The organism is Streptomyces sp. NPDC107562, from assembly GCF_055657325.1.
This window is the reverse complement of sequence record NZ_JBVKBE010000001.1, coordinates 751,440-776,850: the sequence shown is the minus strand read 5'-3', so window position 1 is coordinate 776,850 and position 25,411 is coordinate 751,440. Positions and strand designations below refer to the sequence as shown.

The 25,411-nt window shown below is 71.3% G+C and carries 25 protein-coding genes and 1 pseudogene; 13 read left to right on the top strand and 13 right to left on the bottom strand.

The window, feature by feature from the left end; translation table 11 throughout:
* Positions 1–112: 112 nt before the first annotated feature.
* Positions 113–547 (bottom strand): annotated as a pseudogene (locus ACZ7LV_RS03475) (alpha/beta fold hydrolase); the annotation flags it as partial.
* A gap of 343 nt (positions 548–890) precedes the next feature.
* Here ACZ7LV_RS03475 and ACZ7LV_RS03470 point away from each other — a divergent pair.
* Positions 891–1,445: a hypothetical protein gene (locus ACZ7LV_RS03470; protein ID WP_471935229.1), complete on the top strand. Its 555-nt coding sequence runs from the start codon at positions 891–893 to the stop codon at positions 1,443–1,445.
* Positions 1,446–1,618: 173 nt separating this feature from the next.
* On the opposite strand, the gene ACZ7LV_RS03465 is transcribed toward ACZ7LV_RS03470, so the two are convergent.
* On the bottom strand, positions 1,619–1,933 hold the full coding sequence (locus ACZ7LV_RS03465; RefSeq protein ID WP_471936095.1) for a WhiB family transcriptional regulator: 315 nt from the start codon (positions 1,931–1,933) through the stop codon (positions 1,619–1,621).
* A gap of 409 nt (positions 1,934–2,342) precedes the next feature.
* Here ACZ7LV_RS03465 and ACZ7LV_RS03460 point away from each other — a divergent pair, with 409 nt between their 5' ends.
* A complete protein-coding gene (locus ACZ7LV_RS03460; protein ID WP_471935227.1) occupies positions 2,343–3,704 on the top strand; it encodes a PP2C family protein-serine/threonine phosphatase in 1,362 nt (453 codons plus the stop codon).
* 93 nt (positions 3,705–3,797) lie between these two features.
* Here the strand turns inward: ACZ7LV_RS03460 and ACZ7LV_RS03455 are convergent, their stop codons facing one another.
* Together ACZ7LV_RS03455 and ACZ7LV_RS03450 are read right to left on the bottom strand one after the other, a co-directional pair.
* Positions 3,798–3,992, bottom strand: coding sequence for a hypothetical protein (locus ACZ7LV_RS03455; protein WP_471935225.1), 195 nt, complete (start codon positions 3,990–3,992; stop codon positions 3,798–3,800).
* A 262-nt stretch (positions 3,993–4,254) separates the two neighbouring features.
* Positions 4,255–5,646: a Mucin-2 gene (locus tag ACZ7LV_RS03450; protein ID WP_471935223.1), complete on the bottom strand. Its 1,392-nt coding sequence runs from the start codon at positions 5,644–5,646 to the stop codon at positions 4,255–4,257.
* A 168-nt stretch (positions 5,647–5,814) separates the two neighbouring features.
* Here ACZ7LV_RS03450 and pnuC point away from each other — a divergent pair, with 168 nt between their 5' ends.
* Complete coding sequence (gene pnuC / locus ACZ7LV_RS03445; protein WP_471935221.1) at positions 5,815–6,468, top strand: nicotinamide riboside transporter PnuC; 654 nt, start codon at positions 5,815–5,817, stop codon at positions 6,466–6,468.
* Positions 6,465–7,544 carry an AAA family ATPase gene (locus tag ACZ7LV_RS03440; RefSeq protein WP_471935219.1) on the top strand — a complete coding sequence of 360 codons (1,080 nt, stop codon included), beginning with the start codon at positions 6,465–6,467 and terminating at the stop codon, positions 7,542–7,544. Before pnuC ends, ACZ7LV_RS03440 begins: the two co-directional genes overlap by 4 nt.
* 18 nt (positions 7,545–7,562) lie before the next feature.
* On the opposite strand, the gene ACZ7LV_RS03435 is transcribed toward ACZ7LV_RS03440, so the two are convergent.
* The 5 genes from ACZ7LV_RS03435 to ACZ7LV_RS03415 form a co-directional block, all read right to left on the bottom strand.
* Complete coding sequence (locus tag ACZ7LV_RS03435) at positions 7,563–8,660, bottom strand: PP2C family protein-serine/threonine phosphatase (RefSeq protein ID WP_471935217.1); 1,098 nt, start codon at positions 8,658–8,660, stop codon at positions 7,563–7,565.
* A 71-nt stretch (positions 8,661–8,731) separates the two neighbouring features.
* Positions 8,732–9,406, bottom strand: coding sequence for a hypothetical protein (locus ACZ7LV_RS03430; protein WP_471935215.1), 675 nt, complete (start codon positions 9,404–9,406; stop codon positions 8,732–8,734).
* 106 nt (positions 9,407–9,512) lie between these two features.
* The gene (locus tag ACZ7LV_RS03425; RefSeq protein ID WP_471935213.1) at positions 9,513–9,881 is read right to left on the bottom strand and encodes an STAS domain-containing protein; all 369 of its coding nucleotides are present in this window, start codon (positions 9,879–9,881) and stop codon (positions 9,513–9,515) included.
* On the bottom strand, positions 9,878–11,140 hold the full coding sequence (locus tag ACZ7LV_RS03420) for a PP2C family protein-serine/threonine phosphatase (RefSeq protein WP_471936093.1): 1,263 nt from the start codon (positions 11,138–11,140) through the stop codon (positions 9,878–9,880). Before ACZ7LV_RS03420 ends, ACZ7LV_RS03425 begins: the two co-directional genes overlap by 4 nt.
* A gap of 236 nt (positions 11,141–11,376) precedes the next feature.
* A complete protein-coding gene (locus ACZ7LV_RS03415; protein WP_471936091.1) occupies positions 11,377–14,067 on the bottom strand; it encodes a SpoIIE family protein phosphatase in 2,691 nt (896 codons plus the stop codon).
* A 236-nt stretch (positions 14,068–14,303) separates the two neighbouring features.
* Between ACZ7LV_RS03415 and ACZ7LV_RS03410 the strand changes: the two genes are divergently transcribed.
* The 4 genes from ACZ7LV_RS03410 to ACZ7LV_RS03395 all read left to right on the top strand — a co-directional run bounded on the left by ACZ7LV_RS03410 (position 14,304) and on the right by ACZ7LV_RS03395 (position 16,700).
* Positions 14,304–14,621 (top strand): hypothetical protein, encoded by a 318-nt coding sequence (locus ACZ7LV_RS03410; protein WP_471935211.1) that lies wholly within the window; start codon positions 14,304–14,306, stop codon positions 14,619–14,621.
* A 35-nt stretch (positions 14,622–14,656) separates the two neighbouring features.
* Positions 14,657–14,941, top strand: coding sequence for a hypothetical protein (locus tag ACZ7LV_RS03405; RefSeq protein ID WP_471935209.1), 285 nt, complete (start codon positions 14,657–14,659; stop codon positions 14,939–14,941).
* A gap of 99 nt (positions 14,942–15,040) precedes the next feature.
* Positions 15,041–15,580: a hypothetical protein gene (locus ACZ7LV_RS03400; protein ID WP_471936089.1), complete on the top strand. Its 540-nt coding sequence runs from the start codon at positions 15,041–15,043 to the stop codon at positions 15,578–15,580.
* Between the two features lie 178 nt (positions 15,581–15,758).
* Positions 15,759–16,700: a restriction endonuclease gene (locus tag ACZ7LV_RS03395; RefSeq protein WP_471935207.1), complete on the top strand. Its 942-nt coding sequence runs from the start codon at positions 15,759–15,761 to the stop codon at positions 16,698–16,700.
* A gap of 97 nt (positions 16,701–16,797) precedes the next feature.
* Here ACZ7LV_RS03395 and ACZ7LV_RS03390 read toward each other — a convergent pair whose 3' ends face one another.
* A complete protein-coding gene (locus ACZ7LV_RS03390; protein WP_471935206.1) occupies positions 16,798–17,217 on the bottom strand; it encodes a hypothetical protein in 420 nt (139 codons plus the stop codon).
* Positions 17,218–17,607: 390 nt separating this feature from the next.
* On the opposite strand from ACZ7LV_RS03390, the gene ACZ7LV_RS03385 reads away from it, so the two are divergent.
* The 3 genes from ACZ7LV_RS03385 to ACZ7LV_RS03375 all read left to right on the top strand — a co-directional run bounded on the left by ACZ7LV_RS03385 (position 17,608) and on the right by ACZ7LV_RS03375 (position 20,983).
* Positions 17,608–19,689, top strand: coding sequence for an NPCBM/NEW2 domain-containing protein (locus ACZ7LV_RS03385; protein ID WP_471935204.1), 2,082 nt, complete (start codon positions 17,608–17,610; stop codon positions 19,687–19,689).
* A gap of 155 nt (positions 19,690–19,844) precedes the next feature.
* Complete coding sequence (locus tag ACZ7LV_RS03380; protein ID WP_471935203.1) at positions 19,845–20,402, top strand: hypothetical protein; 558 nt, start codon at positions 19,845–19,847, stop codon at positions 20,400–20,402.
* Positions 20,403–20,473: 71 nt separating this feature from the next.
* Positions 20,474–20,983, top strand: coding sequence for a hypothetical protein (locus ACZ7LV_RS03375; RefSeq protein ID WP_471935202.1), 510 nt, complete (start codon positions 20,474–20,476; stop codon positions 20,981–20,983).
* A 10-nt stretch (positions 20,984–20,993) separates the two neighbouring features.
* Here ACZ7LV_RS03375 and ACZ7LV_RS03370 read toward each other — a convergent pair whose 3' ends face one another.
* Complete coding sequence (locus ACZ7LV_RS03370; protein WP_471935200.1) at positions 20,994–21,974, bottom strand: quinone oxidoreductase family protein; 981 nt, start codon at positions 21,972–21,974, stop codon at positions 20,994–20,996.
* Positions 21,975–22,112: 138 nt separating this feature from the next.
* Between ACZ7LV_RS03370 and ACZ7LV_RS03365 the strand changes: the two genes are divergently transcribed.
* On the top strand, positions 22,113–22,778 hold the full coding sequence (locus ACZ7LV_RS03365) for a TetR/AcrR family transcriptional regulator (RefSeq protein WP_471935198.1): 666 nt from the start codon (positions 22,113–22,115) through the stop codon (positions 22,776–22,778).
* A gap of 83 nt (positions 22,779–22,861) precedes the next feature.
* Here the strand turns inward: ACZ7LV_RS03365 and ACZ7LV_RS03360 are convergent, their stop codons facing one another.
* Positions 22,862–23,911: a zinc-binding dehydrogenase gene (locus ACZ7LV_RS03360; protein WP_471935195.1), complete on the bottom strand. Its 1,050-nt coding sequence runs from the start codon at positions 23,909–23,911 to the stop codon at positions 22,862–22,864.
* Between the two features lie 89 nt (positions 23,912–24,000).
* Here ACZ7LV_RS03360 and ACZ7LV_RS03355 point away from each other — a divergent pair, with 89 nt between their 5' ends.
* The gene (locus tag ACZ7LV_RS03355) at positions 24,001–24,576 is read left to right on the top strand and encodes a TetR/AcrR family transcriptional regulator (RefSeq protein ID WP_471936087.1); all 576 of its coding nucleotides are present in this window, start codon (positions 24,001–24,003) and stop codon (positions 24,574–24,576) included.
* Between the two features lie 113 nt (positions 24,577–24,689).
* Here the strand turns inward: ACZ7LV_RS03355 and ACZ7LV_RS03350 are convergent, their stop codons facing one another.
* Positions 24,690–25,403: an SDR family oxidoreductase gene (locus tag ACZ7LV_RS03350; protein WP_471935193.1), complete on the bottom strand. Its 714-nt coding sequence runs from the start codon at positions 25,401–25,403 to the stop codon at positions 24,690–24,692.
* Positions 25,404–25,411: the final 8 nt, after the last annotated feature.

Below are 25,411 nucleotides of genomic sequence, written 5' to 3'. Positions count from 1 at the left end.
GGAGGCGACCGAGCGGCTGCGCCGGGACCCTTACGCGCCCGAGGTGCCACTCTTCCCCGTCAACGGCGATCTCGTTTCCGCGCGCCTGATGGCATGTCGACGGTGCCATCGCTCAGTCACTGTGGCGGGTCACGAATTCCTCGACCGCTCGGGCGATCAACGCGGGATCTTCGAGGGGCATGGCATGGCTGACTCCCGGCAGCACGCGCGTCTCGGCTTGCGGCAGCCAGGATGCGAGTTGCGCACTACGCGCTCGGTGGGGCGTGCGGAGCCGCCGGCCTTCTCCCCCGACGACCGGCAGGACTCGCAGGCGAGGTGGACCGCGGAAATCGCGGCCGAACTCGGTCAGCTGCTCGTGGTCCTCGGCGTCCACGCATTCCTCCCGCGTCAGCGTGGTGACCGCCAACAGGGGGTGACTCTCGGCCCGCATGGTCTTTCGGTCGGCGAGAAAGACAACGGCCAGGTCGTCGTCGCCGCGGACCGCAGTCAGCACCTCGTCAACGGTCGCCCCCGCCCAGGCCGGACCATCGATGAAGTGGACGTGCGCCTCGTACTGCCTTGACGATCAGTGAGCCGTGCCCGACTGTCTCATGGGCCGTTTTCGCGGATGCGGGTCCACGGGAGGTCGAAGGAGGTTCGGCCACCGAGCATGCCGGCCCTCGTGACCGTCGAACGGACCCGTCTACCCTGACCGAATGATGGATCAGGGGGACTTCCGGGTCGGTGACATGCTGGCGGTCGCGTGTCCCTTCACGGTGACCAGGGTCGAGCAGGGAGTCACGTGGGATCACGTGGCGGTGCGATGGCCGTGGTGGGAAATCGACAGCGACAACGAATTCGGGCACTAGAACGGGATCGTCGCCTTCGGAGTGGCCGGCGGAGGGCACGTCGTGCCTGAGGTGGCGGCCGAGCTCTTCCGAACGGACCCGACGCCCGAACACCTCAAAGCCGGAGACGTCTGCCGGGTCGGCGTGCCCTCCACCGTCGTGCACGTGACGGCCGTCGAAAGCCACGATCCCCCGCTGCGGACGGCCTGGTTGCCGCATCCCACCCGGACCGTGACCGTGCTGCGCCGCGGCCTGTCCTATCGGGAGTTCCCGGACGAGAGCCATCTCGATGGCTCGGGGTACACCCTCCACCCTGGCGACGGGATTCCCTTCACGTTCGATCTCTTGATGCGTCCTTACGCGTCTCTCCACCAGGGGGACGAGGTCGCCGACGCCGCCGGCCGGGCATGGCGGTTCGACGGGCCCTGGCACTGGAACGCCTTCGACGGACAGTCGGCCGGCGCGGGCCCCGAGTGGCCGCTCGTCCTGCTCACCCGAGCAGGCGCGCCGTGCTCCGAGGAGGCGGCGGAGGCGGTAGCCACGAGCACGGCGAGCGGTTCGCACCAGGAGACGGTCCGCGCCTGGATGGCACTCACCGATGCCTCTCCCAGTCCCTGACGGTTTCTCATCGAGTTCACCGCGGACTCGACTCGCGTGCAGCACGGGCGGGACGCGGCGCCGCACACCGAGGGCCGGGACCGGGGACGCCCGGGGATCCGGCCCGGAATCGAGGCGACCCTCCCCGAACGGGTCGACCACCTCGCGGGCCGGCGCCGACGCCGTGAGCCGCCCTACGGCTTGGACAGGGCAGTGGCGGGTGCGCCCGTGGCCGCCTGAACGTGGTGGAGCTGGGCCGTGTGCAGGAGCCGGCGCCAGGAGGTGACGGAGGGGCGTCGGCGCAGCAGGGCGCGGCGTTCGCGTTCGGTCATCCCGCCCCACACACCATGTCCGATCCGCTCGTCGAGAGCGTACGCAAGACATTCGGTACGTACAGGACATCCCGAACACAGTGCCTTGGCGCGATTCTGTGCGGCGCTCTCCCCGAAGAGCTCGTCGGGGGGTGCGGTCCTGCACAGGCCCTGCTTGCCCCAGTCGGTGTCCGTCAACACGCTCGTCCCCTCCCTCGACTCCCCCGGTCACGCGCGCGCACGCCTCACATCATCGACGTCCGGTTGTCCACGTGCGCCCCGCACGTGTGCCCCGGTCCGTCACCGTGAAGCCGACCACGCCTGTGACCTGCGTCGCACCGTGAGCCGGAGCGCCCATCGGGCCCGGACGATTTCGTGCTACAAATGTCCTCTCGGCTCCCGTAGCCGGTACAGGTCGGCTGTTGGGAAGAAGCAGCCTCTCCGATGCTCGCCCATGCCGTAGCGCGCCGACCTCAGCGCACAGCGCTTCGCGTCCGTCCGGGACGCCGTCGCCAGGTTGTCGCGCCCTGAAGGTGTAAGGAAGTCAAACCGCCGTCGACGAAGCTGACTTGTGCTGATCTTTCTGCCGGCGGACCGAGGGGCGGCCATGCCTGACCACATCCACCACGACCAGCCTCGGGGGGTGACTCCGACGTCTTTGTCCGACCTGGAGAGGTTGGCCCTGCTCGCCGACACGACGGCTCAGCTGATCCGCAACAACGACGTGGACAACGCCCTTCACCGCGTCGTGGCGCTCATGGTCCCCCGCCTCGCGGACTGGGCCGTGGTCGACCTGGTCACCGAGTCCGACGAGGTGGCACGGCACCTGGTGGTGCACGCCGACGACGGGCGGCTGGAGCGGCGTGAAGACCTGCAGGGTCCGATGCCGCCGGTCTCCGACGCCTCGCCCATGCCCCTGTCGAGAGCGCTCCGTGGCGTCGCCTCCACCCTGGCCGGGCCGGAGACCTATCAGGGGTCCCCCGACACGGGCATCGCCGTGGAGCAGCACAGACTGTTCAAGGCCACCGGCATCAAGACCGCGGCCATCGCCCCCATCCGCGGCCCCCGAGAAGTGCTGGGAGCCGTGACGCTGGGCCGTTCCGGCCCGCACTACCAGGCCTTCACCGCGGACGATCTCGCCCTGCTGGAGGACATCGCGGGCCGTATCGGCCTGGCCCTGGAAAACGCACGCCACTACCGGCGCCAGGCCCAGATCGCGGAAACCATGCAGCGCTACCTGCTGCCGCAGCTCCCTCCGCCGCCGGGCGTCGCGATGACCGCGCGCTACCTGGCGGCACCGGACGCCTCTCACGTGGGTGGCGACTGGTACGACGCGTTCCCGCTGCGCTGCGGCGACACGGCCCTGGTCGTCGGAGACGTCGTCGGACACGACCTCGAGGCGGCGGCCGGCATGGCCCAGCTGCGCAACATGCTGCGGGCCCTGGCCTGGTCGCAGAACCAGCCGCCGCACCGCATAGTCGAAGAGCTCGACCAGGCCATGAGTCACATCAGCGACGTCCGCATGGCCACGATGGTCCTGGCCCGGCTGAGCACGGACCCGCACGGCTCCTGGCACCTGCGCTGGACCAACGCCGGCCACCCGCCCCCGCTCCTCGTCGACCGCGACGGCCTGACCCGTTTCCTGGACGACGCGAACGGGATGCTCCTCGGGACGGCCACACAGCACCCCCGGCCCGACGCCCGGCACACTCTGCCTCCCGGCTCGACCCTGGTCTTCTACACCGACGGCCTCATCGAAACCCGCACGCATCCCCTCGACGTCGGCATGGAGACCCTGCGCCGACATGCGGCGGCTTTGGCGCACCGGCCGCTCGACTCCTTCGCCGACCACCTGGTGCAGCGGGTCAGGCCGGCCGACAACGACGACGACGTCGCGCTGCTCGCCATCCGCATTCCGCATGCCGACCCGCACGACCGGCACGACCAGCACGACCGGCCCACGAGCTGAACCGCGCGCCTCGTCGTCGGCCGCGCTCCTGCGGCACGGGTGAGGGCGGGGGCCGTCACACTCCCCGTCCTCACCTCTTCGACGTTACGCCTGTCAGGTCCCTTGGCGGGGGTGGTTGCCGGTGAACACCGGGGCGGGCACCTTGGCGTCCACCGAGATGCGCGTTCCGGCGGGGCCGGGTGCCTCGGAATGCGGGTCCGCGAGATGCGGCAGCTGATCGAACCCGGCCGGAGGGCCTTCGCCGAGCATTCCTGTGAACACCCTCAGCACACGCTCGGTCACGTCCACGCTCGCCGCCTTTGTCTCCAGGCCCGCCCTCTCCAGCATCCCAGGCCACGGCGGCCACACGTGATGCGACACAGCGACTTTCCGTGAGACCGAGAAAACGCCGCGCTCCGCATGCCGTGCTGCGGTCATGGAGGAAGAGGACCAGTTCACTGGCGTCCCCGAGGCGCCACGCAAGGTCCTCGGTGGCGTGGCTGCCACGGCGCGCTCGGCGTCGGCCTCGACCGGCGGCTTCCTGGCTGACGCGGCGAACGCCCGGTCGCCGTCAGGCGGGTACGCCCGCCCGGTCCAGGACAGCGGCCATCTCGTCGTCGGGGAGCGCCGGGTTTCCACCCGCGCTGGAGGCCAGTTCGGGGATGTGGAGGGTCTCGAGGAGCCGGTGGAGCGGGAGGCGCGAGTCGCCGGCCGCCGCCTGCCGTGTCCAGACCGCGGGGTCATGGCTGAGCCGTTCGACCAACTCGGGGGTGGCGGCCGGGTCGCGCAGGGCCAGCCGACGGTACGTGCCGTCCGGGTGGTCCGCGTAGCGCGCGGCAAGCCCTTCGCGGGGGAAGCGCGGGTGCGTCTCCGCCATCCAGGCGGAGAACGTGCCGCCGAGCCGCGCGTACACACGCATCAGGACGTCTTCCGGGGCGTCGGGGTGGTGCACGCCCAGGAGTTGATCCACCAGCGGGTCCTCGGTGCGTGCGAGCAGGCGCACGAGGTCGGGGGGCAGGTGGGGGCTCTGGGCGGCGGCGCGCCGCAGGAGCGGGTGGGCGGAGCTTGCGGCTCGGCGCAGCACGTCGGGGTCTGCGAGTCCGTCCTGTACCCACGCCACGTCCGCCCTGGCGAATTCGTCCACCGTGAAGTCGATGGACATGCGCCGTTCCTCGTCCAGTTCCGGCCTCAGGGAGACCGCGAGCCGTACGGCCTCGTCGGGGTCGACGGCGAGTCGTTCCACGAGGTCGACGGGCAGCGACGGGTTCTCGGCGAGGGCGGTCAGGTGCGTCCGCTGGGCAAGGCACCGTTCGGCGTCGGTGCGGTGGACGAGCCCCCGGCGCAGCACCTCGGCGGCGGAGTTCGGGTCGCGCAGGAGTGCGGCGCTGATGTGCGGGTCCCTCCGGCACTCCCCCAGCGCGGCGGTCCGCCGCACGTCGGGGTCGGGGTCGGCGCGCAGCGCCTGCCGCTCGGCCGGTGACAGGTTCTCCCCTGCCCGGGCCGCGATCCGGCGCGCCGCCGGATCGCGGTGCGTGGCCAGCGAGGCCACGAACGACGGCGTCAGATGGGGCGATTTCAGCAGGGCCGCCCGTACGGCGGGGTCAGGGTCGTCGAGGAGGCGGGCGCACACGTCGTCCGGCAGCGGCGCGACCGTCGTACGCGGGTCGCGCCCCTCGGGTCCGTACGCGAGAGCGGCCCGCACCTCGGGGGAAGGGTCGTCGGCGAGCCGGGCCCGCTGGGCGGGTTCGGCTCGGGTGCTCGTCGCGAACTCGATCCGGGTGTTCGGGTTCGGGTGGGCCAGGATCACCTCGACGGCGGGCTCGGGCAGTCCAGCCCGCCGTAGGGCGTGAAGGGGCGGGCCGTCACCGCCGCCGTCGAAGGCGAGCAGGCGCAGCAGCAAGGGGGTCGGCAGCGCCGGGTTGCGGGCGACGCCGTCCAACGCGGACGCGTGGAACGCGACCATGATTCTCCTGACTCCGTTTCTCCCACAGGCAGCGGGAGTTGGCGCATCGCCCGGGCGACGTCGGCGACATCGTGACCGTTCAAGGGCCGCGGGCTCCCTCGTGACTGTCGCACTTGTGGCCGAAGCCCGTCGCACTTTATAGTCAACATGACTTTTAAGGAGGCGGGCGTGAGCCTCGCGAACATACTCGAACCCCTTCAACAACCGCTCTTCACCGTCCTGGACACCCCGATCAGCTGGACGGAGGTCCTCGGATTCGGCAGCGGAGCGCTCTGCGTCTGGCTGGTCGCCCGCCAGCACCTCGCCAACTGGCCCCTCGGCATCGCCAACAACCTCTTCTTCATCCTCCTCTTCACCCAGGCCGGGCTCTACGCCGACGCCGGCCTCCAGATCGTCTTCATCACCCTCGCCGTGTACGGCTGGTGGACCTGGACCCACGGGGGTGGACCAGGCTCCGACACGCTCCCGGTACGCCGCACCTCGCGCACCGAATGGACGTGGCTGATCACGGCGGGGGTGGTGGGGACCCTCGCCCTCACCGTGCTGCTCGACCGCGCCACCGACTCGACCGTCCCCTTCTGGGACGCTCTGACCACCGCGCTCTCCCTGACGGCGACCTACGGCCAGTGCCGCAAGCGGCTGGAGTCCTGGTGGCTCTGGATCGCCGCCGACGTCGTCTACGTGCCGCTCTATGCCTACAAGGAGCTGTACCTGACGTCCCTGCTGTACGTCGGCTTCATGACGCTCTGCGTCCTCGGCCTGCGCGGCTGGAGCCGCGACCTCACCGAGCGGCCCGCGCCACGCGTGAAGGCGGTGGCATGAAGCGCTACGGACACGGCCTGGTCCTCGGCAAGTTCTATCCCCCGCACGCCGGCCACCATCACCTGGTCCGCACCGCGCGCGACCGCTGCGAGCGCCTCACCGTGCTCGTCTGCGCCTCCTCCGTGGAGACCCTGCCCCTGGAGGACCGGGTCGCCTGGATGCGCGAGATCCATCCCGACGTCCATGTCGTCGGCACCGTGGACGACATCCCCGTCGACCTCCGGGACCCCGACGTGTGGGCCGCCCACATGGCCATATTCCGTGCGGCGGTGCCCGATCGGGTGGACGCCGTCTTCACGTCCGAGCCCTACGGCGAGGAGCTGGGGCGCCGTTTCGCCGCCGACGCCGTGTGCGTCGACCTTGACCGCACCCTCTTCCCCGTCTCCGGAACGGCCGTGCGCAAGGACCCCGTCGGTTGCTGGGACTTCCTGGAGCCGCCCGTACGGGCCGCGCTCACGCGGCGCGTCGTCGTCCTCGGCGCGGAGTCCACCGGCACCACCACCCTGGCCGTCGCTCTCGCCGACCACTACCGGCGCCGCGGCGGACCGTGGGCCCGCACCCGGTACGTCCCGGAGTACGGCCGTCAGTACAGCGAACTCAAGCTCGCCGCACTGCGCGCCGAACGCCCGGACGCCAACTGGCCGGACGTCAGCTTCCGTTCCGGCGACTTCCCCGTCATCGCGCGGCGCCAGGCCCGGTGGGAGGAGAAAGCCGCGCGGGACGGGTCCCCCGTCCTCGTCTGCGACACCGACGCCTTCGCCACGACCATCTGGCACGAGCGATACATGGGCACCACCAGCCCCGGCACTCAGGCGATCGCCGCCCAAGGCCGCCAGCACCTCTGGATCCTCACCGACCACCACGGCGTCGCCTTCGAGGACGACGGGCTGCGCGACGGAGAGCATCTGCGGCCCTGGATGACGGACCGCTTCGCCACGGAACTGGCGCACAGCGGCCGCCGTACCGTCGTCGTCACCGGCCCGCACGAAGAGCGACTCGCGACCGCCGTCGCCGCCGTGGACACCCTGCTCGCCGAGGGCTGGCACCTCGCGGACCCGCTCCCGGAACGCCGGTGAACCCCGACCGGCCCCCGGCTAGTCGGAGTTGTCGCACAGACGCACCGCGAGTGCGGCGATGTCGTCGTCCAGGCGTCCCCTGCTGTAGCGGAGGAGGTCGCGGTGCAGCGCCGTCAGCAGCTCGCGCGGCTGCACCGGGGGCTGTTGGCGCATCCAGGACGCGAGCGGGAAGAACCCCCCGTCCAGGGCGCGGGCCTCGGCGACTCCGTCGGTGTAGAGGAGAAGCAGGTCGCCGGGGGTGAACTCGTAGGTGTCGATGCAGTAGTGATCGCCGATCAGCTCCGCCAGGTTGAGCAGCGGAGAGGGGCTGGTGGGTTCGAGGACACGGACCTTCCCGCGGTTGAGCAGCAGCGGCGGGGGGTGCCCGCAGTTCAGGATCGCGAGGCGGCGGCCTTCGTGCGGGATCTCCACGAGGAGGGCGGTGGCGAAGCGCTCCAGCTGCTTCTCGGGAGGAAAGGCGGCGTTGTAGCGGGTGCTGCTGGCGTCGAGGCGGCGCGCGACGCCGGCCATGTCGACCTCGCCGTGGGCCGCCTCCCGGAAGGAGTTGACGATCGCCGCGGCCGCCCCCACCGCCGGCAGGCCCTTGCCGCGCACATCGCCGATGAGCAGTCTGACCCCGTGTCGGGTCTCGACCACCTCGTAGAAGTCCCCGCCGATGCGGGCCTCCGCGGCAGCGGCGAGATACAGCGACTCGATCTCCACCCTCCCGAAACGGCGCGGCATCGGACTCAGCACCACCTGCTGGGCCGCGTCGGCGACGAGCCGCACCTGAAAGAGGGTCCGCTCCCGCTGGAGCCGCACATGACTTCCGTACGCAGCCGCCACCGTGACCGCGATGATTCCCGCGGCCGTCCACCACGTCCCGAGGCCGGGGAAGACGATGCTGAGGCCGATCATCAGAAAGAGGCAGACCGTCCCCAGCAGAACCGTGGGGAGGACGGGCCACATCGCGGCGGCGAGTGCCGGCGCCGCGGGCAGGAGACGGCTGAAGGCCATTTCCGGGGGCGTGGCGTAGGCGAGGCCGGCGATGACGACGGTCAGAATCACCGGCGACAGCCGCACTAGCCTCCCCCGGCCACGGCGACGACGGAGCCACAGCCGTCCAGACTCAATCACACGTCACAGAATATCCAAACAAACAGGACATAGCGCTTCAGGCCGTCCGCGGGGCGGGGCGAGCACGGGGCTCAGTTCTCGGGTCTGACCTTCGAGGACAGGAAGAACAGCCCTGCCGTGGCCGCGATGAGGACTCCGGCCAGTTCTTCGTAGCCCTGGAAGTAGGCGACGGGGATGCCGATGCCGCACGCCGTGCCGACCAGGTCGATGAGGCGGCCGACCACGCGCCGGAATCCGCCCGGCGACGGCGGGGGATCAGGGTGGGGCGGGTTCGCCCAGTAGGGAAAGGGACCCGGCCTGGGTTTCCAGTTCTCCTCCAGCAGCCGCTGGAACTTCGGGTGGTGGCGGGCGTGGCCCAGACGCCGGGGTGCCAGGCGCCGCCACGGGAGCCACGCGTGCCTGAGGGCGATCCAGGTGAGCCCCGGCAGGCAGGCCACCGCCGCCCAGATCGCGGCGACCGCCCGCTCGCCGGTGGACGCCGGGAGGACACCGATGAGTTGGTCCAGTTCGCCGCTCGCGGCGTAGGCGATCAACGCGGCCACGGAGAGCGCCGCCGCGGTCCGCTCGATCTGATGCCCGGTGTGACAGCGGACGCAGCGCGGCACATGGACGACTTCCTGACGCCACGTGGTGCGCAGGACGACGATCCACGGGGTCATGGTGGTGTCGACGCCCTGGTGCAGTCCCAGGACGCGATCGTGCCACGACGGCGGTGCGGCGTCGCCGCAGAACCAGCACACCCGCACCCCGCGCCCCCTCCCCTTCCCCTTCCGGCGACATCGTAGAGGCCGCTCCTGTCAGGCGCGAGGATCCGCACCTGACTGCTCGGCGAGCGAGGGCGACCCTCGTACGTCAGGACCCGTCGCCGCGCGACGATTCGTGGGCCAGGGCCTGTGCGAGGCTGCGGTAGACGGGAAAGACGGTGCCGGCGCCGGTGAGTGTCAGCAGTCGGTCCACCTGGGGAGGCGGGGCGGCGAGCGCCAGCCGGGTGCCGGCTTCCTGGGCGCGGCGGCGCAGCCGCAGGAGGGCGTTGAACCCGGACGAGTCGCAGAAGGTGACCTGGGACAGGTCGAGAACGACGGTGACGTGTTCGGAGATCGGTGCCGCGGTCTGCTGGTACACCGCTGTGGAGGTCTGCATGTCCAGTTCTCCGGACACGGAGACCACGGCGAGGTGGCCGTCGGCCTCTTCGGTGATGTGCACGCGCAAGTCGGTACTCATGTCCCTGTGTTGGTCCGTGGGTCGGGGAGGTCGAAGGTCGGCCTGCTCTCGGGCAGGCCGACCAGGGCTGCTGCGGTCTCGGTGGCCTCCTGGCTCGGTCCGAGCCATTCGCACAGCAGGACGGTGGCGTCGTCCTGGAGCTTGCCGTCGTGGTGGTCGAGGACGGCGAGGATCAGGCGGCGCAGGGTTTCGGGGACGGGCAGGCCGTCCGCGTGGTGGCGGATGATGAATTCGGTGAAACGGTCCACGCCGAATTCGTTTCCGGCCGGGCCGCGGGCCTCGGTGATGCCGTCGGTGTAGAGGACGATGCGGTCTCCTGGTTCGAGTTGCTCCTGGCACACGACGCTGTCCAGGCCGAGGCCGGTGCCCATGGGATGGGCGGGCGGGCATTGCAGACGGGTGGTCCAGCGGCTGCCGCGGATGACGATGGGCGGCAAGTGCCCGCGGTTGACCCAGCTGAGCATGCCGGTGCGGGTGTCGAGGGTGGCGAGGACGCCGGTGACGTAACGCTGGTGGTCGTACTGTTCGATCAGCGCGGCTTCCACCCTGTCGGCTTTGGCGGCAAGGCCGGCCCCGGCCCGGCGGGCGTTGCGGCAGGCCCCCAGGGCGAGGGCCGCGCTCAGCCCGGCGGCGGTGTCGTGGCCCATCGCGTCGAAGACGGTCAGGTGCACCAGAGGACCGTCGGTGGCGTACTCGTAGGCGTCACCGCTGATCTGGTAGGCCGGTTCCATCGACGCGGAGATGATCACCCGCCCGTCGGCGTAGGTGCCCGGCGGCATGAGGTTCCACTGCATCTCGGCGGCGATGCTCAACGGCTCGGTGCGGCTCAGTTTCGCCACCGTGTCGCTGGAGGTCCGCTTGCTGACGAGGATCAGGGCGAGCAGGGCGGCCAGGAGGTCCAGGTCCTCCTTCGTGCGGTCGTCGTCGTGTTCCGCCGCCGCGTACAGCAGGCCGAGCCGCTCGGTGCCGTCCAGGATCGGAACCCACCACGCCGTGGCCTCGCCCTGCGCCGGGTCGGCGGAGACGATGTGGCCGTACTGGTACGCGCGTCCCGGCGCGGTGCCGTCGATCCGGATCTCCGTCCGCTGCCCGACGCCCGGTGCCCCCGCGTCGGTCAGCAGGCGCACCACCCGCCGCTGCAGATCGGCCAGGTAGATCGACACCTTGGTGAAGCCGGCAGCGCGGGCGTGCTCGGCCGCCACCTCGCCGAGCCGGTCGATGGGCAGCAGATGGCTGGCGTCCAGCAGGCCGGCGAGCATCCGCCGCCCGCCCGCCTCACGCTCCTGGTCCACGCATCCCACCTCGCCCCACCGAGTCACCGGCCGAAGCCGCACGTCCCGGACACGTCCGTCGCCCGGTCTCCCGCCCGCGACGGCAGCGTGCCTACCACCCGGAGTGCCCCGTCCGCCGCATCCCTACCACCGGCACCCCGCAACAAGGGGGCGGCGACGATCCGCCGGCGACAGCGGCGGCGTCCGCGGCGGCGGAGACCTCGTCACATCGCCGAGGTGTCGAACAGGTCCAGCAACGAGGCGGCGTCCTGATCCGCGTCCGGCAGCGACTGCTGCGCCCAGATGATCTTGCCGGCGGCGGTGTAACGGGTACCCCAGCGTTCGGTGATCTTGGCGACGAGGAAAAGTCCCCGGCCTCCCTCGTCCGTCGAGGCGGCGTAGCGCAGATGCGGCGAGGTGCTGCTCCCGTCGGCCACCTCGCAGGTCAGGCCCTGATCCTTCAGGAGCCGGACCCGGATCGCACCGGAGCCGTGGCGGATGGCGTTGGTGACCAGCTCGCTCAGGACGAGTTCGGTGCTGAACGCCAGCTGCGACAGGCCCCACTCCTCCAGCTTCGCGGCGGCGGCCGCCCGTAGCCTCGCCACCGCGCTCGGATCACGCGGGATCACCCACTCGGCGACCCGGTCGGGTCCCAGTACCCGGGTGCGGGCGATGAGCAGTGCCACGTCGTCCCGGGGCCGGGCGGACAGCAGTGCCCGCAGCACCGCCCGGCAGCTCTCCTCCGGCGGCCGCCCTGGGTACGCCAGGGCGCGACGCAGTTGCTCGATCCCGACGTCGATGTCACGGTGGCGGTCCTCGATCAGCCCGTCCGTGTAGAAGACGAGCTGGCTGCCCTCGGCGAGCTCCAGCTCGACGGCCTCGAAGGGCATGGCGCCGAGCCCCAGCGGCGGACCGGCCGGAAGGTCGGGGAACCACACCGTGCCGTCCGGCCGGACGACGGCGGGCGGCACATGCCCGGCACGTGCCATGGAGCAGCGCCTCGACGCCGGGTCGTAGATCGCGTAGAGGCAGGTCGCGCCCGTCATCGCCTGCCCCCAGGCGGAGTCCGTCTCGTCCTGGTCGTTGGCCCCGACCAGGTCGTCGAGATGGCCGAGGATCTCGTCGGGAGGCAGGTCGAGCGTGGAGAAGTTGTGCACTGCCGTACGCAGACGGCCCATCGTCGCGGCGGCGTGCAGACCGTGGCCGACGACATCGCCGACCACCAGCGCCACCCGGCTTCCCGGCAGCGGGATCACGTCGAACCAGTCGCCGCCCACACCGGACTGCGCCGGCAGGTAGCGGTGGGCCACCTCCACCGCGCTCTGCTCCGGGAGGGCCCGGGGCAGGAGACTGCGTTGGAGGGTCACGGCCAGGGCGTGCTCGCGGGTGTAGCGGCGCGCGTTGTCCACGGCCACCGCCGCACGGGCGACCAGTTCCTCGGCCAGTGACAGGTCCTCTTCCTCGAAGGGGCCCGGTTTCTCCGAGCGCCAGAAGTTGGCGACGCCGAGGATCGTCCCCCGGGCCTGGAGCGGCACCGTGATGAGCGAGTGGATGCCGTAGTCCACGATCCGCCTGGTTCTCTCCGGGTCCTGAGCCTGCCACCCCGGTGCGTCGGACAGGTTTTTCACCACCTCCGACCGTCCGCTGCCGAGCCCTCGGGCCTGCGGTGTCGACGGCACGAAGTTGATCAGGAGGCCCTGCGGATAGAGCGGGTGATCGTCGCGGATGCCACTGACGGCCGTACGGCGCATACCCAGCGCCACATCCGAGTCGTCGCCCCGCAGGACGGGGTCGGCGATGTCCACGGTCACGAAGTCGGCGAAACGGGGTACCGCGACATCGGCCAGCTCCTGGGCCGTACGCCTGACGTCGAGTGTCGTGCCGATGCCGACGCCGGCGTCGTACAGGAGTTTGAGCCTGGTACGGGCGACCTCGGCCCGGCCGGTCACCGCCTCCAGCTCGGTGGAGTCACGGATCGTGGCCACGGTGCCCATCGGGCCGCCCGGCTCGTGGGTGGGGCGCTGGTTGACCACCAGGAGCCTGTCCCCGGCGAGTCGGACCTCGTCCGTGGCGGCCTGCCCGGAGGCCAGGAGGCGGGCGGTGGCGGCGTCGAGACCGGGCAGCTCGGTCACGCGCCGTCCCTCGCTGTCGGGATCCAGGTCGAGCAGCCGTCTGGCCTCGTCGTTGGCGAGCAGCAGCCGCCCGTCGCCGCCGACGATGACGACACCCTCGCGTACGGCGTGCAGCACGGCGTCGTGGTGCTCGTACATACGGGTCATCTCGGCCGGGCCGAGACCACGGGTCTGCCGCTTGAGCCTTCTTGCCGCGAGCGCCGTGCCCGCGGTGGCCAGCGCGAGCGCGAGGGCGCCCGTGCCCAGGATGACCGGCAGCTGCTTGTAGACCGCGCCGGTGACGCTCTCGACGGTGAGGCCGGCGGCGACCAGGGCGACGACGGAGCCGTCGGAGTCGGTCACCGGGACCACCGCCTGGACCTCTTGGCCGAGGGGACCGTCGACGCTCTCGACGACGACGCGCCCGGCCAGCGACGGTCCGATGGTGCCCACGAAACGCCCGCCGATCCGATCCGGCTGCGGATGGGTGTAGCGGATCCCCTTGGTGTCCATCACGACGATGAAGTCGACGCCGGCGCTCACACGGGTCTCCTCGGCGATCGGCTGCAGCACCCGGGACGGATCGGGCAACCGGAGGGCCGCCTGCAGGCCGGGCGAGTGCGCGAAGGTCTCCGCCACGGCGACCGAACGCGTCCTGGCCTCCTGGTCCCCCTCGTAGCGGGACTGCAGTACGAGCGCCAGGATCGTCCCGCACACGAGCAGGACCACGACCACGACCTGAAGGATGAATGCCTGCCCGGCGACGCTCCTGGGGCGTTTGTCGATGCGTGGCCGTACCGACACACCCCGGAAGGGGGCGAAACGCCTGGTCACGTGGTCCTTTCTAGCACCGCTGAGCGGATCGGGCGATACATGCCGGGACGGGCACCCATGACCTGGCCGGGTGGGTGCTCGGGACGTCCCCCGCTCGTCGCGCCAGAGGTCCGCGGCGCCGCGCGGAACTGTTCTTCAACCGCCCGCCGACCACCGGACACGCCGCGTTCTGGACGGGGCATCGCCCGTCCCTCACCATGATTGTCATGAACGCAACTAGTGCACTGGGTGTCGCCCTCTCCGCGACGGCCGCTCTCGTCCTGAGCACCGCCGGTGCCGCGCAGGCCGAGCCGACGGTGCCGGAGCACGCGGTCGTCGTCTGCGAGAGTGCCAGCTTCTACGCGAACTACGACAGCGCGTCGGGGCCGGCCGGCCTGAAACGGGTCCTGCTGCGGGGCGACAAGGTGGGACACACCCGAGGCGCCCACCCCGTCTACAACGGCTGGGCGGCCACCTTCGACTTCGGTCCCAACGACTGGGGCTTCGTCAGGCAGGAGTGCCTGGGGGGCTTCGGATCATGGTGACCGAGGACCACAGCCGGACGACGGAAGGACCACGCATGACCCGCACCAGCAAGCTCGCCGTCCTGACCCTGGCCGTCGCGGCGATGTCCGTCATGACCGTCGGCCCTGCCGCGTCCGCGAACGGCACGGTGGGTCAACGGGAGACCGTCTGCGCCCAGGACCTCTTCGTACGCGTCACCGCCCCCCACGGGGCCTGGATGGGCACCCTGTACCGAGGACAGACCTTCCTGGTCGAGCAGGCCGGCGGGGAGTGGGTCTACGGCTTCGCGTACGGCGACATCAACCGCCGGGGCTGGGTGCAGAACGGCTGGTTCTGCTGACCCTCCCCCAAGGTGCCGCCCATCGCATTCCGTTGGGCGATCCTGCCGTCGCTCAGTACCCTGCGCGGCAGGACCGAGGGAGGTGAGCCGGTGCGTCCCGTGCTGTTGGTGGATGTGGACGGACCCCTGAACCCGTATGCCGCGAAGCCGCACCGACGGCCCGACGGATACGAGACGCACCGGCTGCTGACGCCGCGCTGGGAGGCCGCCGAGCGGCGTCGGCTGGCCGAGTGGGGGCTGTACGGCAGGCCGGTGAGGCCGCTGCGCGTGTGGCTCAACCCGGAGCACGGGCCCGCGCTGCGCGCGCTCCCCTTCGACCTGGTGTGGGCGACGACGTGGGAGGAGGAGGCCAACGTCTTCGTCGCGCCTCTACTGGGACTTCCCGAACTGCCCTGCGTCTTCTGGTCATCGCGCAGGGCCGAGCCTGGCGGCGGTGTGTTCTGGAAGACGCCGGAGATCGTCGCATGGGCGGAGGGGCGGGCGTTCGCCTGGATCGACGACGAGATCACCGACGCGGATCGCGCCTGGGTGCGGGCGCACCACGACGGCCCCGCCCTGCTGCGCCGGATCGACCCCCGATGCGGCCTGGTCGGCGAGGACTTCGCCGCGCTGACGGCATGGGCGACCGGCCTGGACTGACCCGCGGTCAGCCCGTCGCACACCGTCCGGTCGCCCTCCGCGGTGCGACGGGGGCGCCCGAGGACAGCGGCGAGCACTCCGGCTTCCGTGAAGCGGCGGCCAAGTTGTTGATCAAGTGCGCGAACTCTGGGCAGACGGCTTGGTGATCTTCGTCGACCAGGGAGGGCGTCTCACCACCGTGACCACACCCACACGCCGCATACGGCCTGGTGGCCGCCGTCGCCGGAGCTTCGACCTGCGCGCGACGGCCGTGTTCTTCGGGCTGCTCGCGCTCCTGCTGAGCAGCGCCGGTTTCGTCGTCCGTTCGGCGGCGGGCGCTCTCCGGCACAGCCCCGTATGGATGGTCGTGCTCTGCCTCGTCGTGACCGCGACCGTCCTCGTCCTGCGCAGGCACAGGACGCGGCGCGGGTTCTCCGCGAAGCGGACCGCGCTGCGGGCCGCCGCGGCACTGGAAGAGGCCACGCACACCACCCTCGACCTGATGGAGGCGCGGACGGCCCCTGCCGTGGCGACTCCGGCCGTGGACGCCGCGCTGGCGGCAGGCACCCCCCTTGCGTGCGAGCAGCACATCGGCGAGAGCGGAACCGAGTTGACGATTCCGCTCGACGACGCCGTGGCAGCGGCAGGGCCGGTGGCCGGCACCGCATGCCTGGACGACACGGCGACCGTGGTCGTGGACGAGGCCGAGGCGGAGGCGGAGGTCGTGCACGTGGACGACACGGCCGGAGCCGGGACTGTCGACTACGACGCTCTGGACGCCGATGAGTTCGAGCGGGCGATCGCGGGGCTGTGCGAGCGGGACGGGTGCTTCCCGGTGGAGGTGGTCGGTGGCGCGGGAGACCTCGGCGCGGACGTCCTCGCCGTCGCTCCGGACGGGCGGCGCGTCGTCGTGCAGTGCAAGCGCTACTGCGACAGCAACCGTTGCGGCTCCCAGGACCTGCAACGCTTCGGGGGCACCTGCTACACCGTCCACGAGGCCGACGTGGCCGTCGTCGTCACGACGAGCGAGTTCACGGCGCCGGCCGTCGAGTACGCCGAGCAGTGCGGGATCGTCTGCGTCGACGGCGCGGCCCTGCGGGCCTGGAGCGACGGCACGGGGCCCGCGCCCTGGGACGCCTAGGGCCTGTCCGGCGGATCAGGCCGGCTCCGGGCAACTGTGCCTCATCAGCGCGATTCCGGCATGATCCGCCGGACAGGCCCTTGGGCCCGCTGCGCGATCAGCGCCCGTAACGCTCGCAGCGCAAGGGTTTGTGGAGACCGTCGGTGAGGCAGATCCGGACGACCGCCGCCCCTCCGGGGACATCCGCGGGCACGCTGAAGTGGAAGCGGGCGCTGGAACCGCACACGACGTTGTCGCTGAGTCCGTCGCCCAACTGCCCGTCATGGCTGTCGAGGGTGTACGCCCGGGTCGCCCGGCAACTCGCCAGATCGGCGTCGCTCACCGATTTGTGCTCCCCGAACACGACGACCTGCCGGTCGTACCAGGTGATGAGGCCTCGCGTGTACGTGTTCCCGATGGTGACGTCGAACTCGCTGATCGGGTGGTCGGCGGCGTGGACCGTGGCCGCCGGGGCGCCCAGGAGCGTGCCCGTGGCCAGCGCTACGGCGCTGAGGGCAGCGGCCAGGTGAGTGCGCATGCGGTCTCCAGGAGGTGAGCTCGTCGCGGCTGTCACGGCTGTCGCGGCCGGGAACCGCCCCAGTCTCCGGGGGCGCGATCCCCGTGTCTACGACAGATCGAGCCACCCGGCACGGGCACGGGCGACGCCGCCATGAGGTGCGACTTCACCTCAGCTGTCCGTCGACGCACGGCAGTTGAGGAAGACAAGGACGCGATCCCGGTAACTCTTAATTTAGGAATTATTATTGACGCGCCTCGGTAACCCCTGCAAGATCCTGGCAACAACCCGCAGGCGCGCGGGCATCGACTGGTCCGCAGCACGACCGCCGCACCCTCCACGGGGGAACGGCACCTCGGACTCGCGACCGGGACGGGTCGGCACGCCTGATCGGACAGCGAAGGATCCGATGTGAAACGACATCTCACCGTCCTCCTGGCTCTTCTGGCCGGCTTGCTGGTCGTGAACGCACCCGCCGTCGCCGCCCCCGCGGCCGGCAGTGCCGTCGGCACGGCGCCGGCACCTGAGCAGGTGCTGAGCCCGACGCCGTACATGGGCTGGAACACCTACTACGCGCTGGGCGGCGATCCGACCGACGCCGAGGTCAGGTCGATAGCCGACTTCCTCGTCACCAGCGGCCTGCGGGACGCCGGTTACGAGTACGTCTGGATCGACGGCAACTGGGCGGCGCCGACCCCGCGCAGCTCGGCCGGCGACCTGGTGCCCAACCCCGACCAGTTCCCGAACGGACTGAAGCCGCTGGTCGACTACATCCACGCCAAGGGCCTGAAGGCCGGCATCTACACCGACGCCGGTCCCTACATCCCGGGCAAGTGCGGACTCGGCAGCCACGGCTACTACCAGCGCGACGCGGACCAGTTCGCCGCCTGGGAGTTCGACGCGGTCAAGGTGGACTACCTCTGCGGCATCGCCGCGGACCTCGACCCCAAGACCGTCTTCACCGAGTTCGCGCAGGCGCTGCGGAACAACGCCGCCGGGCGCCCCATGATCTTCAATCTCTGCAACCCGGTGACCTCCCCGGACTGGGGCGACTACCCGGAGGAGCAGCAGTCGACGTACTCCTGGAGCTATGCGCCGGGGATCGCGCAGTCCTGGCGGACGTACACGGACGTGGGTTTCGTCGGTGAGATCAAGTTCAAGGACGTGCTGCGGAACTACGACGCGAACGCGCGGCACCCCGAGGTCGCCGGACCGGGGCACTTCAACGACCCGGACTACCTCGGACCCGAGCTGGGGATGAACGACGAGGAGTTCCGCACCCAGATGACGCTCTGGTCGGTGGCGGCCGCGCCGCTCGTGATCGGCAGCGACGTGCGGAAGCTCAGCGAGACCTCGCTCGGGATCCTCGAGGACCGCGACGTCCTCGCGATCAACCAGGACAGGGCCGGCGTGCAGGCCGTCCGTGTCGGCCCCGCCGGCACGACGGAGACCTGGGTGAAGCGTCTGGCCGACGGTGACCGCGCCGTGGTGCTGCTGAACCGGGGTGACAGCCCGGCCACCCTGACCACGACCGCCAAGTCGGTCGGGCTGCACGGGGACCGGTTCACCCTGAAGAACGCCTGGACCGACCAGGTCACCGAGAGCGCCGGCACGATCAGTGCCGCCGTCCCGGCCCACGGCGCGGCCCTGTTCCGGGTGAGCCGGGCGACCGGCAAGCCGGGCGTTCCGCACGTCGTCGCGGGTCTGCCGCAGGTGACGCAGGTCGGTGGCGACACCGTGCCGGCCGGCGTCGCGCCCGTGATGGCCGGCGGCGACCAGACCCGGGTCGAGGTCACCGTCCGCAACGACGGTGCGCGGCCGGTCCTCGCGCCGCGGGTCGAGCTCGCGGTGCCCGCGGGCTGGTCGGCCCGGCCGCTCGGCCGGGCGCCGAAGCTGCTGAACCCGAACCGGTCCGCGACCCTGGCCTTCACCGTGACCCTGCCGCCCAGCGCCACGCCGGGCAACGCCGTACTGACCGCCACCACTTCGTACGAGGTGATCGGAAAGGGACGGCTGCGGCAGACGACGGACACGGCGGTGGTCGTGGCACCGGCGGCTCCGGACGGTGAGGTCGTCCTGTCGCACCACGACTGGATCAGCGCCACCAGCGGATGGATGAGCCCGACGGTCGACCGGAGCGTCGGAGGCTGGTCCCCCATCAGCATGCTCGGCCAGGTCCACCCGACCGGCATCGGCGTCGCCTCGCCCTCCACGGTGCGCTACTACCTCGGCGACCGGTGCACCCGGCTCACCACCACCGTCGGCATCGACGACGCGGTGCGCAACGTCGGCCCCGACGGTGGCACGTCGACCTTCCAGGTCATCGGTGACGGCCGGATGCTGTTCGACAGCGGTGTGCTCGGCCGCGACGACGTCCGCGAGGCCGACGTCGACCTGACCGGCGTCCGGGTCCTCGACCTGGTCGTCGGCGACGCCGGGGACGGCGGCTACAACGACCGGGCCAACTGGGCCGGTCTGAACGCCACCTGCTGATCCGGCTCGGCCGCACCCGGGTGACACCTCACCCGGGTGCGGCCTGTCCGAGGCGTCTTCGGCGCCCGGGTCTCCGCACCCCGTTTCAAAGGCAAAGAAGCGGCAATTCGGCAGAGAAAGGCACAAAAGGGCCCGCAAGTGAGGAGGCCTGCCTGATGTCAACAGGGACACTTCTGGCCATCATCATTCCCCTCGTGGTGGTGATCGCCGTGGTCGCCTTCGCGATCTCGATGTTCATGCGCCGCCGCAAGCTGCAGGAGCGCTTCGGCCCGGAATACGGGCGAACGATGGAGGACGCCGACAGCCGCATGGCCGGCGAGCGTGAGCTCCGGGCCCGCGAGAAGCGGCACGACGCGCTGGACATCAAGCCACTGGACAGCGGCGTCAGGGACCGGTACTCCCGGGACTGGAACAGCGTGCAGGAAGAGTTCGTGGACCGCCCCGAGGACGCGGTGCACGACGCGGATCGCCTCGTGACCTCCTTGATGCACGAGCGCGGCTACCCGACCCAGGACTTCGAGCAGCAGCTCAGGGACCTCTCGGTCGAGCACAGCCGCACGCTGGAGCACTACCGGGCCGCCCACGACGTCGACGAGCTGAGCACCCGGCACGCGGCGACCACCGAACAGCTGCGCGGGGCGATGGTGCACTACCGGGCCCTCTTCGACGAACTGCTGTCCGACGGCGGCGGCCGTCGCCACGCCCCGGCCTGATCCGCGCGGCCGACAGGACCGCGGCAGCCCCGGTCCGGGCGGCGCGGACCGGCCCTCGGAATGGAGGAGACATGCAACGCAGAGACATACCCGACACCGCCGGTGCGAGCGGCCTGTCCACCGAAGACCTCGCCCACCCCCGGGACCCGGCGGCCACGCAGCAGGGCCCACCGAGCACGGCGACCGATGTGCCGACATTCCCCGGCGAGAGCACCGACACGCCCGAGCGGCCCGCCGACGAGGAGACCATGGCGCCCCCCGCCGACACCGAGCGCGAAGCCGTGGCGCAGGGCGGACAGGCCGAGGACGAGGTGCCGCAGCTCCTCACCACGGAGGACGAGGAAGGGTTCCGTACACGCTGGCAGGAAGTGCAGAACAAGTTCGTGGACGACCCTCGTGACGCGGTGCACACCGCGGACGCGCTCGTCGCCGACGTCATGCAGCAGCTGGCCACCACGTTCGCCGACCACAAGCAGGAACTCGAAGGACAGTGGAACCGCGGCGAGCAGGCGAACACCGAGGACCTTCGCCAGGCCCTGCGCCACTACCGGTCGTTCTTCAACCGGCTGCTGGTCACCTGACCGGCGCCGCTCACGAGGTGAGCACGATCCGGCCGCCGGCCCGGTGGTTCTCCAGACGGTCGTGCGCGGCCGCGGCCTGCGCAAGAGGGTGGAGTTCGATCTCGACAGAGGCGAGCCCGGCCGCCACCGCCTTCAGCGCGGCTTCGGCGGCGGACGGGACGGCGTCGGGGTGGGCCGGGAGGTAGCCACCGGCGTTGAAGCCGGCGACGGTGATGTTGCTCTGCCAGATCCGGTTGCCGTCGATACGGTGGTTCCAGTCCCCGCTCGCGTTGCCGACGAGCAGGAGGCGGCCCGAGAGGGCGAGCAGGTCCAGGCTGTGGGAGCGGACGGCGCCGCCGACGGCGTCGACCACGACGTCGAACTTCTCGCCGGCCAGGACATCGGGCAGCAGGGCGGCGTCGACCACGTCGTCGTAGGGCAGCCGCGAGGCGGTGGCAGCGGCGAGCCGCTCGGCGCGCACGGTGCCGACCACGCGTGAGGCCCCCAACTGCCGGGCGATACCGGGGAACGCCGCGGGGAGCGCCCCCAGCGCTCCATGGATGAGGATGCTTTCTCCCGGGGACATCGTGATGGCACGGGTGAGCGCGACATGGGCCATGATCGCGTTGGGGACGACGGCCACGGCGAGGGCGGGGTCGATGCCGTGACCCTCCGTCGACACGACGCGCTCCCGGTCGGCGACGTAGATCGGCGCGTAGCCGCCGGTGCCGTTGACGGAGAGTGCCACCACCTGTTCGCCGACGCGGAGGTCCGTGACCCCCTCGCCGAGTCGGCGCACGGTACCCGCGACTTCGAGGCCGGGAACGTACGGCGGCTGCGGCAGCCCGGCACGGTCCTTGAACAAGCCCTGCCGGATGTAGGCGTCGACCAGGCCGACGGCCGAGTGCGTCACGTCGACGGCGACCTGGCCGGGCCCAGGGACCGGGTCGGGCACCTCGGCGAGGGCGAGCACGTGCGGGGCGCCGAACCGGCCCACCTGGACAGCTTGCATGGCGATTCCTCTTTCCTCGACTTCCATCGACTTCCATCGACTTTCATGGACACGGCTTAACGCACGCCGTGATGCGTTATGCCGAACGTAGCACGGCTCGGCGAGATAACGCACTCCCGGGTGCGTTAGGATTCCGGGATGCGTCAGAGAGCCAGATCGGTCGAGGACAAGGCGCGCCGCGCGGAAGATCTGCTGGATGCCGCGGAGGCGCTCGCGCGCGAACTGGGCGGCGTCCGCCATGTCACGCTGGCGGCCGTCACCGAGCGGGCGGGGCTTCACCGGACCGGTGTACGGCGGTACTACGCCAGCAAGGAGGAGCTCCTGCTGGAACTGGCCGAGCGCGGGTGGGGGCGGTGGCGCGACGCGGTCAAGGCCGAGGTGGGCGGCCGTGCCGGACTGGGCGCCGCGCGGACCGCGGCCGTGGTGAGCGGGACCCTGACCGGGCTTCCCGTGTTCTGCGACCTCCTGACGCATGTCCCCCTGAACCTCGAGGGTGACGTCGACATCGAGCGAGCCCGCCGGTACAAGACCAACGCCTTCGCGGCGCACGACGACATGACGGCCGCGCTCGGCGCCGCGAGCACGATGAGCGTCGGGCAGATCGAGGAGCTGGTGGCCGTCGCGATCACCCTGGCCGCCGGCTTCTGGCAGGTGTCCCATCCGACGCCCACCCTCGCGGCGCTGTACGAGCAGGAACCGCGCTGGGGGCACGTCGCGCTCAACTTCGCTCCGAGGCTCAGCGGTTCCCTTGAGGCGTTCGCGGTCGGGCTCGTCGAGAGGGAGGGCTCGGGGGACGCGAGCTGAAGGGTCGTGTCAGGTCGTCCGACCGCCGAGGTCACCTCCGGTGCGCCGCCGGTGGCCTGCGCTCTCACCCTCCCGGACCGGCCTCAGGGGTGCAGGACGATCTTCCCCACGTGGCCCCTGCGCGAAAGCTCCTCCTGCGCCCGCGCGGCCTGCTCCAGTGGGAACGTCGCGGCCACGACGGGGTGGACCTCGGCCCGGCGCGCCATCCCCATGAGGAGGTCGAAGTGCGCGGGCGTGTGCATCGAGGATCCGATGACCTGTGCGTTGTGCAGGTAGAGCCGGCGCACGTCGAAGGCCACGTCGTATCCGCCGAGTGCGCCGGCGACGACCCATCGGCCCCCTTCGCGCAGCAACGGCAGTCCTTCCTGCACGAGTTCGCCGGCCACGACGTCGAGTGCGACGTCCACACCGTCCGGGGCGGCGGCGCGGATCTGCTCGGCGATGTTCCCCGAGCGGTCGACGACCGCGTGCGCGCCCGCTGTGCGCACCGCGTCGATCTTGGGACCGCTGCTGAGGGCGAGGACCCGTGCGCCACGCGCCCGGGCGAGCTGCACCAGCGCCAGGCCGACGCCGCCGGACGCTCCCGAGACCAGGGCGGTCTCGCCCTGTCGCAGCCGACCTCGCTCGATCATGCCCAGCGCGGTGCCGTAGGCGGTCGGCAACGTCGCGAGCTGGTCGTCCGTCAGCGCGGAGCCGGTCACGTCGTGCACCCGCTCCACCGGCGAGGTCACGTACTCGGCGTATCCACCGTCCCGTTCGCTCCCCATCAGGCCCACCGGGTGGGCGTCCGGCCCCTCGGAGTCGTAGAGCGCGGGGTCGACGACCACGCGGCGTCCGAGGAGGCTCTCCGCCACGCCGGGCCCGACGGCCACGACCCGCCCGGCCACGTCGGCGCCCTGGATGCGCGGGAAGTCGACGGGGCCGCGCCAGCCCGACAGCGCTTTCGGGTCCCCCGGGCGACCGTAGGCGCCCTGCCGGGTCCACAGGTCGGTGTTGTTCACGGCGACCGCGCCGACGCCGACCAGCACCTCCCCGGTCCGCGGCACGGGGACGGCGACCTCCGCGACTTCGAGTACCTCAGGTCCTCCGTGTCCGGTGATGCGCACCGCTCGCATGGACTGGGACACGCTCATCCCTGAACCTCCCGCCGGTATACTGATCTGTGAACCTCTCCCACCGTACACCGATCAGTGAAGGGGGCGTCGTGCACGCGACGCGGCCGATGACGCCGGCCGGCCGCCGCATCGTGGCGGCCGCCGAGCAGTTGTTCTACGCGCGTGGGATCACAGCGGTAGGGGTCGATCTCATCGCCGAGCACTCCGGCGTCACCAAGCGGACCCTGTACAACCAGTTCGGGTCGAAGGACCACCTCGTGGCGGCCTGCCTCTCGGAACGCGACCGGCGCTGGCGCTCCCTCGTCCGGGCCGCCGTCGACGCCAGCGACTCCCCCGGCGACGCCGTCACCGCACCCTTCGAGGCATTGCGCACATGGAGCGAGACCAACAAGCGCGGGTGCGCGTTCCTCAACGCGCTCGCCGAACTGCCGGACCCCGCGCATCCCGCGCATCGCGTCGCCGCGGACCAGAAGCTCTGGCTGCGGAACCTGTTCGAGGAACTGGCCGCCGCGGCGGGCTGCTCACACCCCGCCGCCCTCGCCACCCGGCTCCTGGTGCTGCACGAGGGCGCCCTGGCCCTGCAGCCCCTCTCTCCCGACAGCCTGCGGGAAAGCACGAGCCTGGCACACACCCTGGTCCAAGCCGCCATCAGGCCTCCGGCGACCGGCCCGTCCGTGGCCTAGTCGAGCAGGTTCCAGTCGAACCGGCCTCGGCACCTGTCGAACCTGAGCCCTGGCGCACCGTCCGGGGCGAAGTGAGTCACGGTCCGTCGGGTGGAGCGCCGGGCCCGGGCGGGTCAGGCGCGGCCGACGCTCGCGCCGCCGTCGACGCGCAGGATCTGGCCGGTGACGAATCCGGCGTTCTCGGAGAGCAGGAAGGCGATGGCGGCGGCGAGTTCGTGCGGGCGCCCGAACCTTCCCATGGGAACGCCCGCCAGGTAGCGGGCGGCCGAGGCCGAACCGGGCGGGTTGTTCGCGCGGAACAACTCGGTCTCGGTGGGGCCCGGGGCGACCGCGTTGACGGTGATCCCGTGTGCGGCGAGCTCTCCGGCCCAGCCTCGTGTCAGGAACTCCATGGCGGCCTTGGCCGCGCCGTAGGACGTACGGTCGGGCAGTCCGAGGGAGACCAGGCTGGTGACGTTCACGACGCGGCCCCAGGACCGTTCACGCATGCCGGGCAGGACGGCCTGCACGACCTGGACGGCGGTGCGCACGTTCATGTCGAGCACCGCGTCGAGGTCGGACAGCGCGACCTCCCCGACGGGCGCGGGCCGCACCAGCCCCACGTTGTTGACCACGGCGTCGACCGGTCCCGCGCCCAGCACCGTGCCGAGGACCTGATCGGTGGCCGCACGGTCGGCGAGGTCGGCTTCATGGAACTCGCCGGGAAAGGACCGCGGTGCGTTGCGGGCGATGCCGACCGGGGTATGACCTTCTCCCGCCAGTCGGTCGGCGAGGGCGCGGCCGATCCCTTTGGACGCGCCCGTGACGAGTACGCGCCTGTGGGTCATGTGTTCAC

Coding starts and splice junctions, on each gene's coding strand:
- ACZ7LV_RS03460 (WP_471935227.1), top strand. CDS start 2,343: ATGCCTGACCACATCCACCACGACCAGCCTCGGGGGGTGACTCCGACG.
- ACZ7LV_RS03450 (WP_471935223.1), bottom strand. CDS start 5,646: ATGGTCGCGTTCCACGCGTCCGCGTTGGACGGCGTCGCCCGCAACCCG.
- ACZ7LV_RS03440 (WP_471935219.1), top strand. CDS start 6,465: ATGAAGCGCTACGGACACGGCCTGGTCCTCGGCAAGTTCTATCCCCCG.
- ACZ7LV_RS03425 (WP_471935213.1), bottom strand. CDS start 9,881: ATGAGTACCGACTTGCGCGTGCACATCACCGAAGAGGCCGACGGCCAC.
- ACZ7LV_RS03420 (WP_471936093.1), bottom strand. CDS start 11,140: ATGCTCGCCGGCCTGCTGGACGCCAGCCATCTGCTGCCCATCGACCGG.
- ACZ7LV_RS03410 (WP_471935211.1), top strand. CDS start 14,304: ATGAACGCAACTAGTGCACTGGGTGTCGCCCTCTCCGCGACGGCCGCT.
- ACZ7LV_RS03405 (WP_471935209.1), top strand. CDS start 14,657: ATGACCCGCACCAGCAAGCTCGCCGTCCTGACCCTGGCCGTCGCGGCG.
- ACZ7LV_RS03390 (WP_471935206.1), bottom strand. CDS start 17,217: ATGCGCACTCACCTGGCCGCTGCCCTCAGCGCCGTAGCGCTGGCCACG.
- ACZ7LV_RS03380 (WP_471935203.1), top strand. CDS start 19,845: ATGTCAACAGGGACACTTCTGGCCATCATCATTCCCCTCGTGGTGGTG.
- ACZ7LV_RS03375 (WP_471935202.1), top strand. CDS start 20,474: ATGCAACGCAGAGACATACCCGACACCGCCGGTGCGAGCGGCCTGTCC.
- ACZ7LV_RS03370 (WP_471935200.1), bottom strand. CDS start 21,974: ATGCAAGCTGTCCAGGTGGGCCGGTTCGGCGCCCCGCACGTGCTCGCC.
- ACZ7LV_RS03365 (WP_471935198.1), top strand. CDS start 22,113: ATGCGTCAGAGAGCCAGATCGGTCGAGGACAAGGCGCGCCGCGCGGAA.
- ACZ7LV_RS03360 (WP_471935195.1), bottom strand. CDS start 23,911: ATGAGCGTGTCCCAGTCCATGCGAGCGGTGCGCATCACCGGACACGGA.
- ACZ7LV_RS03355 (WP_471936087.1), top strand. CDS start 24,001: ATGACGCCGGCCGGCCGCCGCATCGTGGCGGCCGCCGAGCAGTTGTTC.
- ACZ7LV_RS03350 (WP_471935193.1), bottom strand. CDS start 25,403: ATGACCCACAGGCGCGTACTCGTCACGGGCGCGTCCAAAGGGATCGGC.